The organism is Mycobacterium sp. DL, from assembly GCF_039729195.1.
Taxonomy (GTDB): Bacteria; Actinomycetota; Actinomycetes; order Mycobacteriales; family Mycobacteriaceae; genus Mycobacterium; species Mycobacterium hippocampi_A.
The window spans coordinates 4,145,174-4,157,072 of record NZ_CP155796.1 but is presented as its reverse complement, the minus strand read 5'-3'; the positions used below and the strand labels follow the sequence as shown (position 1 = coordinate 4,157,072).

The 11,899-nt window shown below is 67.1% G+C and carries 11 protein-coding genes; 5 read left to right on the top strand and 6 right to left on the bottom strand.

Features of this window, described 5'->3' with window-relative positions; genetic code table 11:
• Window positions 1–11: 11 nt before the first annotated feature.
• Window positions 12–1,196 (bottom strand): 3-hydroxy-9,10-secoandrosta-1,3,5(10)-triene-9,17-dione monooxygenase oxygenase subunit, encoded by a 1,185-nt coding sequence (hsaA, locus tag ABDC78_RS19850; RefSeq protein ID WP_178361582.1) that lies wholly within the window; start codon window positions 1,194–1,196, stop codon window positions 12–14.
• Window positions 1,197–1,376: 180 nt separating this feature from the next.
• Here hsaA and ABDC78_RS19845 point away from each other — a divergent pair, with 180 nt between their 5' ends.
• Entirely contained in the window at window positions 1,377–2,435 is a 1,059-nt protein-coding gene (locus ABDC78_RS19845; RefSeq protein WP_178361581.1) for a ferredoxin--NADP reductase, read from the top strand.
• Between the two features lie 36 nt (window positions 2,436–2,471).
• Window positions 2,472–3,017, top strand: a complete 546-nt coding sequence (locus ABDC78_RS19840) for a hypothetical protein (RefSeq protein WP_178361580.1) — start codon at window positions 2,472–2,474, stop codon at window positions 3,015–3,017.
• Between the two features lie 10 nt (window positions 3,018–3,027).
• On the opposite strand, the gene ABDC78_RS19835 is transcribed toward ABDC78_RS19840, so the two are convergent.
• On the bottom strand, window positions 3,028–5,151 hold the full coding sequence (locus ABDC78_RS19835; RefSeq protein WP_178361579.1) for an acyl-CoA dehydrogenase: 2,124 nt from the start codon (window positions 5,149–5,151) through the stop codon (window positions 3,028–3,030).
• Between the two features lie 290 nt (window positions 5,152–5,441).
• Here ABDC78_RS19835 and kstR point away from each other — a divergent pair, with 290 nt between their 5' ends.
• Both kstR and otsB read left to right on the top strand, forming a co-directional pair.
• Entirely contained in the window at window positions 5,442–6,056 is a 615-nt protein-coding gene (kstR, locus tag ABDC78_RS19830) for a cholesterol catabolism transcriptional regulator KstR (RefSeq protein WP_347133526.1), read from the top strand.
• Between the two features lie 3 nt (window positions 6,057–6,059).
• A complete protein-coding gene (gene otsB / locus ABDC78_RS19825; RefSeq protein WP_178361577.1) occupies window positions 6,060–6,824 on the top strand; it encodes a trehalose-phosphatase in 765 nt (254 codons plus the stop codon).
• 25 nt (window positions 6,825–6,849) lie between these two features.
• On the opposite strand, the gene ABDC78_RS19820 is transcribed toward otsB, so the two are convergent.
• From ABDC78_RS19820 to ABDC78_RS19805, 4 genes are read right to left on the bottom strand one after another with little or no spacing between them, the layout of a single operon-like run.
• Window positions 6,850–7,950, bottom strand: coding sequence for a LacI family DNA-binding transcriptional regulator (locus tag ABDC78_RS19820; protein WP_178361576.1), 1,101 nt, complete (start codon window positions 7,948–7,950; stop codon window positions 6,850–6,852).
• A complete protein-coding gene (locus tag ABDC78_RS19815) occupies window positions 7,895–8,839 on the bottom strand; it encodes a metal ABC transporter permease (RefSeq protein WP_178361575.1) in 945 nt (314 codons plus the stop codon). Before ABDC78_RS19815 ends, ABDC78_RS19820 begins: the two co-directional genes overlap by 56 nt.
• The gene (locus ABDC78_RS19810; RefSeq protein WP_178361574.1) at window positions 8,839–9,621 is read right to left on the bottom strand and encodes an ABC transporter ATP-binding protein; all 783 of its coding nucleotides are present in this window, start codon (window positions 9,619–9,621) and stop codon (window positions 8,839–8,841) included. Before ABDC78_RS19810 ends, ABDC78_RS19815 begins: the two co-directional genes overlap by 1 nt.
• Window positions 9,608–10,636 carry a zinc ABC transporter substrate-binding protein gene (locus ABDC78_RS19805; RefSeq protein ID WP_347133159.1) on the bottom strand — a complete coding sequence of 343 codons (1,029 nt, stop codon included), beginning with the start codon at window positions 10,634–10,636 and terminating at the stop codon, window positions 9,608–9,610. Before ABDC78_RS19805 ends, ABDC78_RS19810 begins: the two co-directional genes overlap by 14 nt.
• A gap of 87 nt (window positions 10,637–10,723) precedes the next feature.
• Here ABDC78_RS19805 and ABDC78_RS19800 point away from each other — a divergent pair, with 87 nt between their 5' ends.
• Window positions 10,724–11,869, top strand: a complete 1,146-nt coding sequence (locus ABDC78_RS19800) for a GTP-binding protein (RefSeq protein ID WP_178361573.1) — start codon at window positions 10,724–10,726, stop codon at window positions 11,867–11,869.
• The last annotated feature ends 30 nt before the right edge of the window (window positions 11,870–11,899 follow it).

The following is an 11,899-nucleotide window of genomic DNA, read 5'->3' as shown; positions in this document are numbered from 1 at the left end:
AGGACGGCCAACTAAACCATCGTGTCCTGCGGTGGCAGGCCGAACTCGTTGTTGCCGAAGATCAGGTATGCCCGCTCCGGCTCGTTCGCGGCGTGCACTCGACCGGCGTGCGCATCGCGCCAGAACCGCTGCACAGGAGCATCGGTCTGCAGCGCTGTGGCACCGGCACTCTCGAACAGCAGGTCGATGGACGAGATCGCGCGAGCCGTGGCACGCACCTGGTCACGACGGGCCCGGGCGCGCAGTTCGAACGGGATCTCTTCGCCCGCCTTCAGCAACGCGTACTCGTCGGCGACGTTGCCGATCAGCTGCCGCCAGCCGGCGTCGATGTCGCTGGCCGCCTCGGCGATACGCACCTTCGCGAACGGATCGTCCTTGGACTTCTCTCCGGCGAAGGCGGCACGCACCCGCTTGCCCTGGTGCTCGACGTGGGCGTCGTACGCGCCGTAGGCCATTCCCATGATGGGGGCCGAGATGGTGGTGGGATGCATTGTGCCCCAGGGCATCTTGTAGACCGGAGCGGTGTTGTTCTCCAACCCTCCGGCGGTGCGGTCGTTCATCGCCTTGTAGGACAGGAACCGGTGCCTGGGCACGAACACGTCCTTGACGACGACGGTGTTGCTGCCGGTGGCCTTCAAACCGACCACGTGCCAGACGTCGTCGATGCGGTACTCGCTGCGAGGGATCAGGAAGCTGCCGAAATCGACCGGCCTGCCGTCCTTGATCACCGGACCGCCGAGGAACGCCCAGGTCGCGTGGTCGCAGCCGGAGGACCACTGCCACGCGCCGCTCACCAGGTATCCGCCGTCGACGACGGTGCCTGCACCCATCGGGGCGTAGGAGGACGACACCCGCACGGTCGAATCGCTGCCCCACACCTCGTCCTGCGCCTGCTGGTCAAAAAGCGCCAGGTGCCAGTTGTGCACGCCGATGATGGACGACACCCATCCGGTCGATCCGCACGCGCTGGCGATGCGGCGGACCGCTTCGTAGAACACGGTCGGGTCGCACTGCAGGCCGCCCCACTGCTCGGGCTGGAGGAGCTTGAAGAAGCCCACCTCGTCGAGTTCGCTGACGGTGTCGTCGGGAAGGCGGCGGAGTTCTTCGGCGGACTGGGCGCGCTTGGCGATCCGCGGCAGCAGATCGTCGATGCCGGCGAGGACCGCCTGCACGTCACGCTGTTCAATGGACGTCACGGAATTGCCTCCTGGAGACTGGGACCTGGCGATGAGTGCTTGCGCGAAGAACTGATCGTTAGGACAAAGATTAGAACACGTTACGATTTGTGTCGAGTAGCGCATTGCTGTGGTGGCTGGACCAGCGCACATGCATTTCTGTAACCTGTTCTAGTTATCGATGCGAGGGAGGGCCATCTAGTGACGGACGAGCCGCTCGGCAGCCACGTGCTCGAGCTCGAGGTGGCCGACGTCATCGAGGAGACCGCTGACGCCCGCTCGCTGGTGTTCAAGGCCCCCGACGGCGTCGCGATCGCCGCCGACCGACTGCGCCACGCACCCGGTCAGTTCCTGACGCTGCGGGTGCCCAGCGATCGAACGGGTTCGGTGGCCCGGTGTTACTCGCTGTGCAGCTCACCGTTCACCGGTGATCCGCTGACCGTCACGATCAAGCGCACCGTCGACGGCTACGCCTCCAACTGGCTGTGCGACAACGCCCACCCGGGCATGAGGATGCACGTACTTGCCCCGTCGGGCACCTTCGTGCCCAAGACGCTGGACACCGATTTCCTGCTGCTCGCCGCCGGTAGTGGGATCACGCCGATGATGGCGATCCTGAAGTCCGCGCTGACCGAGGGCGGCGGCAAGGTGACACTCGTCTACGCCAACCGCGACGAGAACTCCGTCATCTTCGCCACGACGCTGCGCGAACTGGCGGCGAAATACCCCGACCGGTTGACCGTCCTGCACTGGCTGGAGTCGGTGCAGGGTTTGCCCAGCGCGACCGCGCTGGCCGAACTCGTGGCCCCCTACAGCGCACGCGAAGCGTTCATCTGCGGTCCCGGACCGTTCATGGCGGCGACCGAGGAGGCGCTGAAGTCGGCGGGGACTCCGACCGACCGGGTGCACATCGAGGTGTTCAAGTCCCTGGAGTCCGACCCGTTCGCCACCGTGGTGATCGAGGAGGACGACAGCGACGAAGGCCCGGCCACCGCGGTCGTGACGCTGGACGGTGACACCCACGAAGTATCCTGGCCACGCAAGGCAAAGCTGCTCGACGTGCTGCTCGACCGAGGGCTGGACGCGCCGTTCTCGTGCCGCGAAGGACACTGCGGCGCGTGCGCGGTTCTGACCAAGTCCGGCGACGTCGAGATGGAGGTCAACGACGTCCTCGAGCAGCAGGACCTCGACGAGGGCTTGATCTTGGCCTGCCAGGCGCACCCGCGCTCCGATTCGGTAGAAGTCACCTACGACGAGTGAGCCTCGGGCTACCATTCGCGCCACCGGGAGGAACACGTGAAACGATTTGCTCGACTGTCCGCTATAGGTGCGACTGCGTGGTTGGCCCTCGCCCTCGTCACTCCCACCGCCACGTCCTCGGCGGCGGTCGACACCGCGGTCGCGTCGATCCCGGTGAACGCAGTCGACACACTCGAAGTCCACACCAGCGCGGACTGCGTGCGCGCCACCAATCAGTGCTTCTTCACCGCCAGGGCGAATCTGCTGACCCCCCAGGGCCCGATCGGTTTCCCCGACGACCTGTGGGCCCGCCAATCCACGACCCTTCGGTCGATGGACCGTGACGTCTACCTGGATTCCGATTTCGACGCAGCCAACACCCGGATGTTCAAATCCATTGGCCCCGTTGAGTTCACCACCATCTACTTCGGCGGCGGCCCGGTCGAGAAGTATCAGCTCCGTGGCACCACGTGGCCCACGGACTGGGCGACCGGCCAGCCCAAGCTGGACGCCGACTACATCGTCTGCTCGCAGATCCAGGTGGTGTACGCGGGCGTGAACCTCGCCTCGCCGCCCGCCTGCTCGCAGACGACGTTCAGCTAGCAGCAGTCCGTCAGCGCGGCAGGCCGAGCAGCCGTTCGCCCGCCATGGTCAGCAGGATCTGCTCGGTGCCGCCGGCGATGGTGAGGCACCGGGTGTTCAGGAAGTCGTGAACCTCGCTGTTGTCGACCGCACCGGCGCCCTCGGACAGATCCATCCGGAACTCGGCGAGTGCCTGCCGGTACCGCACGCCGATGAGCTTGCGCGCACTGGCCTGCGACCCGGGATCCTTGCCGCCCACCGCGAGCTGGGCGATGCGCTGGTCGAGCAACGAACCGACCTGCGCGGTGACGATCAGCGCGCCGAGCTGATCCTGTTGCGCGCCATCGGCTTCGAGCTCGGAGACCACACGCAGCAGCTCCTCCATCGGATTGCCCAGCGCGGTGCCCTGCGCCATCGCCACCCGCTCGTTGGCCAGCGTGGTGCGAGCCAACCGCCACCCGTCGTTGACCTGGCCGACCACCATCTCGTCGGGCACGAACACGTCGTCGAAGAACACCTCGTTGAACAGTTCGTCGCCGGTGATCTCGCGCAGCGGCCGGATCACGATGCCCGGCGACGTCATGTCGATCAGGAAGTAGGTGATGCCCTTGTGTTTCGGGGCATCGGGGTCGGTACGGGCCAGACACACCCCCCAGTGCGCCTTCTGCGCGGACGAGGTCCAGACCTTCTGCCCCGTGACCTTCCAACCGCCATCGGCGCGAACAGCTTTCGTCCGTAGCGCAGCCAGGTCGGACCCCGCGCCGGGCTCGCTGAAGAGCTGGCACCAGATCAACTCGCCACGCAGCGTCGCAGGGACGAACTGCTCGACCTGCTGCGGGCTGCCGTGCTCGAGGACCGTCGGCACCGCCCACCACCCGATCACCAGGTCGGGTCGCACGATCCCGGCCGCGGCCAACTCCTGATCGATCAGCAGCTGCTCGGCCGGGCCCGCCGCCCGTCCATGCGGTCGGGGCCAGTGCGGCGCCAGCAGGCCGGTCTCGGCAAGAGCGATCTGCCGCTTCTCCGCCGGCGTTGCGGCGACTTCGGCGACCGCAGAAGCGATCTCGGGCCTCAGATCGGCCACCGACGCCAGGTCGATCTGCAGGTTCCGCCGCACCCCCTGTTGCGTCAACGACGCCACCCGCCGCAGCCAATGTGACCGTCCACCCAGGAACTGCGAGATGCCATAGGCACGCCGGAGGTACAGGTGTGCGTCGTGCTCCCAGGTGATCCCGATGCCGCCGAGGACCTGGATGCAGTCCTTCGCGTTCGCCTTCGCCGCGTCGATCCCGACCGAGGCCGCCAACGCGGCGGCGATCGAGAGCTGCTCGTCGTCGGCTTCGCCCGCCGCGAGTGCCGCGTCGGCCGCCGCTACCGAGGCCTGCTCGGAGCGCAGCAACATCTCGGCACACATGTGCTTGATCGCCTGGAAGCTGCCGATGGGCTTGCCGAACTGCTCACGCACCTTCGCGTAGTCGGTCGCGGTCTCGAGCAGCCACCGGGCCAGGCCCGCCGCCTCGGCGGCCAGCACGGTCGCCGCGAGATCGACGACGCGCTGCGCGGACACCGGGAGCTCCTCGGCGGCAGCGTCGTCGAGAACCACCCGGGCCAACGGGCGCGAGAAGTCGGTGGCCTTGAGCGCCTCGACCGTCACACCGTCGGCGGTGGCGTCGACAAGAAGCCAGCGGTCCCCGGCGTTCAGCAGCAGCAGCCCGCCGGCGTCCGCGCCGAGCACCTGAGGAGCGCTCCCCGAGACGCGGCCGTCCGCGTACGACAACTCGGCGGTCAGCGCGACCCCGGCGGTGCGCCCGCCCGAGGCGAGCGCCTCGAGCAACTCGACGTGCGAACCGTCCAGCACCAGGGTGGCCAGCGCCGTCGTCGCCACCGGTCCGGGCACCAGCGCCGCCGCGGCTTCCTCCACCATCGCGCAGAGATCCGCGACGGTGCCGTCGGCGCCGCCGTGTTCCTCGGGCAGGGCGACACCGAAGATCCCTAGTTGAGCCAGGCCGTCGTACGCCGCCCGCCACCCGGCGGTATCCCCCTGCTCCACCTCGCGCGCGGCGTCGATCACGGCCGACCCGGAAGCCCAGCTACGGACCAGGTCGCGCGCGGCGGACTGCTCATCGGTGATGGTCGCGGTGGAATTCGAGGACACAGCCGACACCAGGACTCCTAGCGATTGAGGGAGAAGAGAGTGCTTCCCACTAGAACGTGTTCTAATAGTGCCAGCGTTCGACCGTCAAGTCGACCGCCATCACAGCAGGGCACGGCGGTGTGTTCCAGGACACCGAGGTGAGAAATTGGGGGCCGGTATGCGTATCGTTTTCGGCGAGTCCGCATCACGAAGGAGCCGCTCGACGCATGTCTGGGACGTCTGAGTTGTCTGCCGGCACGTCACCGACGCCGCCGCGCGGCGCCGGGTCGGACTCGCGACCGCGCCAGGTGATGAACGTCGCGGTGTTGACCGAGTCCGAACTGGGTTCCGAGGCTCAGCGCGAGCGGCGCAAACGCATCCTGGACGCCACGTTGGCGATCGCGTCGAAGGGTGGTTACGAAGCCGTCCAGATGCGGGCGGTGGCAGAGCGCGCCGACGTCGCGGTGGGAACGCTGTACCGGTACTTCCCGTCGAAGGTCCATCTGCTGGTCTCCGCGCTGGGCCGGGAGTTCGAGCGCATCGACGCCAAGACCGACCGGGCGGCCCTTTCCGCGGGGGCGACCGCCTACCAGCGGCTCAACATCATGGTCGGCAAGCTCAATCGGGCCATGCAGCGCAATCCGCTGCTCACCGAGGCGATGACGCGGGCGTTCGTCTTCGCCGACGCGTCGGCAGCCGGTGAGGTCGACCACGTCGGCAAGCTGATGGACTCGATGTTCGCGCGCGCGATGAGCGACGGCGAACCGACCGAGGACCAGTACCACATCGCCCGGGTCATCTCGGACGTGTGGCTGTCGAACCTGCTGGCATGGCTGACGCGGCGCGCCTCGGCCACCGACGTCAGCAAGCGGCTGGATCTGGCCGTGCGGTTGCTCATCGGAGACGGCGACCAGCCTAAGATCTGACGGGTGAGCGACCTGCCGCCCGAGTTGTCGAGGGCTCTGCATCTGGCCGCCAGGTCTCCCCGACTGCTGGTCACCTCGGATTTCGACGGCACTCTGTCGCCGATCGTCAACAACCCCGCCGATGCCAGGCCGCTGCCCGAAGCGGGCCGCGCGCTGATCGAACTGGCCGAACTTCCTGCCACCTCCGCTGCACTGATCTCCGGTCGCGCGCTCGGTGACCTTCGGGTGCTGTCGTCCATGCCGTCGTCGGTGCACCTGGTCGGTAGCCACGGTGCCGAGTTCGACTCGGGGTTCTCCCACCCGATCGACGTCGAGTTGCTGCAGACGATCACCGACGTGTTGACCACGATCGCGTCCGACAAGCCGGGAGTGACGGTCGAGACGAAACCGGCCAGCGTCGCTCTGCACGTCCGTAACGCCTCGCCGGCCGACGGTGACACAGCGCTGGCCGAGGCGTGGGACGCAGCGGCCGGATGGCAGGCGCACGCCACGACGGGCAAGGCAGTGCTCGAGTTCGCGGTGATCTCCACCGACAAGGGCGAGGCGATCAACATCCTCCGCGATCAGCACGACGCGACGGCGGTGGTCTTCTTCGGCGACGACGTGACCGACGAGAGGGCCTTCCGGCGACTGCGCGACGCCGACGTCGGGGTCAAGGTCGGATCGGGAGAGACGCTCGCCGGGTTCCGCATCGATTCCCCGGAGGACGTCGCCGCGGCGTTGACACACCTGCTCGGCATGCGACGCGATTTGTCAGATCAGCAATAACAGTTGGTGGCGCGTCGAAAGCGCGCTACGCCGGCGGGCCTGACGTTCGACCCCGAACCACCTCGGTTCCGAGCACCTCGATGACGGGAAGTCCCGACCGAGGCGGATTGTGCAACAGCGCGCCCGCGCGCCGGCCCTTCTCGATGCTGGGTTGCACGACGGTGGTCAGTCCGCGCTGCAGAGCGTCGGGGACACCGTCGAATCCGGTCACCGTCATCTGACCCGGCACGTAGATACCGCGAGCGCGCAGGTGATCCATCGCCGACAGCGCCAGCACATCGGCGGTGCACATCAGTGCGGTGATCCGAGGATTGGTCTCCAGTGCGACGTCGGCACCGGCACCGCCCGAACTGGGCAGGTGCTCGTAGCTCTCGACAACGGTCAAGGACTCCGGGTCGAGTCCCGCGGCGGACATCGCGTCGTAGACGCCGCGGATGCGCTCGTTCTGGACGTCGAACTGCGGCGTCTCGAGGCGCTGCGGGTCCGCCACGGCAGGCCCGGGTCCTCCGTGGGGCCAGTCGCGGCCGAGGCGCATCGTCAGCAACCCGATCTCCCGATGCCCCAGTTCCAGCACATGGTCGGCGAGGCTGCGCATCGCGGCGCGGTCGTCGATGCCGACCATGGAGGCCCCCGGAACGTTCCTGGGCTGGTCCACCACGACGACGGGCAGCTGACGCTGCAGCACAGCGGGAAGGTACGGATCGTCGTCGGAGGCGGAGTACACCACGAAGCCGTCGACCCCGGCGGCCAGCACCGCCGCCGACCCGTCGGAGACGCTCCGGTTCGGACCCACAGCGACCAACAGGAGGCCCTGGCCGGCTTCCTCACACGATTCGGCAAGGCCTGCAACAAAATCGAGCGCGGCCGGATCGCTGAAGCAATAATTGAGGGGTTCGGTGATCATCAGCCCCACCGCGCCGGCCCGGCGGGTGCGCAGCGAGCGGGCCACCGGGTCGGGGCCCGGGTAACCCAAGCGCTTGGCGGTCGACAGCACGCGGTCCCGCAACTCGGCAGACAGCTGGTCGGGCCGGTTGTACGCGTTGGACACCGTGGTGCGCGAAACCTTGAGCTCAGCTGCGAGAGATGCCAGGGTCGCTCGTCGTCGCGGCGCCGGACTCCTGGACATGCTCTGTGAGGTTAGTGGACTCAGCGGAGTGTGCCGCGGACCTACGGCCCGGGCGCGGCATCCGGCCACCCGCCCAGACCACGAACCAGACACCGCACGCGATCGTCACGATCACGAAACTCGGTGGCAGATCGAACATCGCCGACAGCACCAGCCCCGACCACACCGAGACCAGGCCGATGACCGCCGAAACGGCCATCGCGAGAACCGGACGGGCAGTCAGGATGAGCGCTGTGGCCGCCGGCGTGACGACCAGGGCGAACAACAGCAGCGTCCCCACCGCCTGGACGGCCATCGTGATGGTGATCCCCAGCAGCACCATGAAGGCGATCGACAGACCCCGTACCGGAACACCTTTGGCCTCCGCGACCTGGCTGTTGACCGACGCGAACAACAGCGGACGGAAGACGAACGCGATACAGGCAGCCGTGAGCACCAGCAGCGCCAGGAACGACAGCAGTTGATCCGACGTGATCGCCAGCAGGTTCCCGAACAGCACGTTGGTCAGGGTCGACGAGTTGCGGGTGGCCAGCGAGTTGAAGAACAGGCCGAGCCCGGTTGCGAACGCGAGCACCGTGCCCGTCGCGACGTCGCGCTCCGAGGCGCGCTTGCCCAGAGCCCCGATCACCAGGGCGCCGCCGACGCAGAACACGCCGAGCCCCAACGCCGCCGGCAGTCCGAGCAGCACGGCGCCGGTGGCACCGGGCAGCCCGATGTGTGCCAGTGCGTGCGCTGCGAACGACGAATTTCGCACGACGATGAAGTAGCCCATCAAACCCGCGGAGAGCGCGACGATGGTCCCACCGAGCCACGCGTTACGCATGAACGACGAGCCGAGGATCTGCTGCCAGTTGTCCTGATAACCGATGGCGAGCAGGGACTCGGTCATCACACGCCCCGCATGTAGAGCTCACCCTGCAAGGTGTGTGCCACCTTGATGGGTGTTCCGTACATATGGGTGAGCAGTTCGGAGTCCACCACCCGATCGATCGCGGCGTGGTGAGCATGGCCGTCCAGCAGGTAGATCGCACTGTCGAGGACTGCGAGCAGCGGGTTCAGATCGTGCGCCACCACGATGACGGTCACACCCAGTTCACGCTTGAGCCGGGCCAGCAGCGCCACGATCTCGTGCTGGTTGCGCAGGTCCAGCGACGCCAACGGCTCGTCGAGGATCAGCATCCGTGGTTTGGAGACGAGGGCGCCGGCCAGCGCGATCCGCTGGCGTTGGCCGCCGGAGAGTTCGGACAGTCGACGGTCGGCGATGTCACCGGCCTCGACCCATGTCAGAGCCTCGTCGACCCGCCGGCGGTCGTCGGCGCTGGGCCGGGCGAATCCCCAGCGCCGGCCGCTCAGCCCGAGCAGCACGGCATCCCGACCGCGGATCGCCTCACTGGCATTGACCTCGTAATGCTGTGGTACGTAACCGATTTCGTCGTTAAGCACACCGGGACGCTCGCCGTAGACCTGCACTGAACCGGTGGCGACCGGAAGCAGGCCGAGGATCACCTTGAGCAGGGTGGTCTTACCCGCGCCGTTGGATCCGATGACGGCGACGAACCGGCCCGCATCGACCTGCAGCGTCGACTCCGACCAGATGGTGCGGCCACCGCGCACGACACTGACGTCGGTGAACGTCAGCGCCGGATCAGCGGGCACGTCATGCACCGACACCGAGTGCCTCACCCAGAGAATCGAGTTGCGCGACCTGCCAGGTCTGGAGGGACTCCGTGTTGGGCGGCACCGTCTCGGTGACCTCCACCACCGGAACTCCGGCCTCCTCGGCCGCGGCCCGAATCTGTTCCGGTACCGAGCCTTCCGTCTGGGTGTTGTAGATCAGCACATCGACTCCGCGCTGGCCGAGTAGCCGAAGGAACGCATCGAGGTCGGCCGGCGTCGGCTCGGCCTCGTTGGCCGATGCCAACTGGTAGCCCTCCGGCGTCCGGTTCTGCAGCCCTAGAGCTGCAGCCATATCGTCGAAGACACTCTCGGTGGCCGCAAAGCTCTTGCCGGCGGCGCCGGCCTTGATGGTCGCGATGGCGTCAACGTAGGGCCTCATCACGTTCTCGAACGCGGTGTGTCGCTCCTCGAAGTAGCCTCTGGCGTCGGGCGCCAACTCGCTGAGCTGGGCGGTCACCGCTTCGGCGACGGAGTTCACCGTCGACGGGTTGTACCAGACGTGCGGGTTCGCCTCCCCGTCGTGATCGTGACCGGCCTCGCCCTCCTGGTCGTGCCCCGCCTCCCCTTCATGATCATGTCCCGCCTCCGCTTCGTGGGAGCCGCTCGACTCGACCGCGTTGATGACAGGGGCGTCCGGAGCCGACGTGGCGGCCAGTTTCGCCGCCCACTCGTCGTAGTGCCCGCCGTTGATCACCACGAGTTGGGCGCCGTCGAAGAGCACCGCGTCGGACGGTGCCGGCTCGTAGTCGTGGGGATCCACCGAGGAGCCGGCGAGCACTGTCGTCACGTTGGCACACGCTCCCCCGACCTGGGACACGATGTCGCCCCACTGGTCGACGCTGACAACGACGTCCACCGGGCTCGCCGGGCATTCGTCACCGGAGCCCGTCGTGGTTTGACTGGAAGCAGCCGGCTCGTCACTGCTGCCACACGCTGACAGCGCCAATGGCGCGGCAAGGACGAGCGACGCGACGAGCAGACCGAACCTGGGGGACGCCGAGATGATCACCCGGTAACGATAACCATTTCCAGTAGATCTTGCCTAAACGAGCAACAAGTTCGCGCTTTCTTATTGACAATGATTATCATTAAGCTCATGACCATCGCCTCCCCGCTGTTGCCCGTCACCGTCCTCTCCGGGTTCCTCGGCGCGGGCAAGACCACGCTGCTGAACCACATTCTTGCGAACCGGGACGGCCGGCGGGTCGCCGTGATCGTCAACGACATGAGTGAGGTGAACATCGACGCGGCACTCGTGGCCGGACAGGGACACCTCGATCGGACGGAGGAAAAGCTGGTCGAGCTCACCAACGGCTGCATCTGCTGCACGCTGCGTGAGGACCTCATCGAGGCGGTCGGCGCGCTTGCCCGTCAGGGCCGCTTCGACCAGTTGGTGATCGAGTCCACCGGCATCTCTGAACCGATGCCGGTCGCAGCCACCTTCGAGTGGGAGTTCGAGGACGGATTCCAGCTGGGGCAACTCGCCACACTCGACACCATGGTGACGGTCGTCGACGCCTCGACGTTCCTCACCGAACTCGCCAAGGGTGAGGCGCTGGCCGACCGGCGGATGGCTGCCGGCGAGGGGGATGCCAGGAGCATCGCCGATCTGCTCACCGACCAGGTCGAGTTCGCAGATGTGCTGCTGCTCAACAAGACCGATCTGGTCAAACCCCAGCAGCTCGGTGCCGTCGAGGCATTGCTGCGTCGCCTCAATCCCACCGCGAAGCTGATCAGGACCCGCGACGGGGTGGTCGATCTCGACCAGGTCCTCGCGACGGGGCTTTTCGATCCGATCGCCGCAGCTCAAACCCCTGGGTGGGATGAAGAGCTCGCCAACGGCCACACGCCGGAAACCGAGGAGTACGGAATCGGGTCGATGACCTTTCGCTCCGAGCGGCCGTTCCACCCGCAGCGGCTGTCGGATGCTCTCGACCAGGTTCGTGGGCTGTTGCGCAGCAAGGGATTCTGCTGGATAGCGACACGGCCGTCGATCGCAGCGATCTGGTCGCAGGCCGGGCCGAACATGGTCATCGAACCCGCTCAGTACTGGTCGACCACCGAGATAGCGCCGTCGCAGGAGATCGTGTTCATCGGCGTGCGACTCGACCGACCGCGGTTGACGGCACTACTGGAGTCCGCGGTGCTGACCGACGACGAGATGGCCCACGGTGAGGAGACGTGGATGAGATTCCCGGACCCCCTGCCGCAGTGGGGAGTTCCCCACGAGCACGGCGCCTGAAATGCCCTACCCCGAAACCGGTTTCACGAA

Bases quoted from the DNA above. Each gene is read 5' to 3' on its own strand.
- kstR (WP_347133526.1), top strand. From the start codon at position 5,442: ATGAACGTCGCGGTGTTGACCGAGTCCGAACTGGGTTCCGAGGCTCAG.
- ABDC78_RS19820 (WP_178361576.1), bottom strand. From the start codon at position 7,950: ATGTCCAGGAGTCCGGCGCCGCGACGACGAGCGACCCTGGCATCTCTC.
- ABDC78_RS19815 (WP_178361575.1), bottom strand. From the start codon at position 8,839: ATGACCGAGTCCCTGCTCGCCATCGGTTATCAGGACAACTGGCAGCAG.
- ABDC78_RS19800 (WP_178361573.1), top strand. From the start codon at position 10,724: ATGACCATCGCCTCCCCGCTGTTGCCCGTCACCGTCCTCTCCGGGTTC.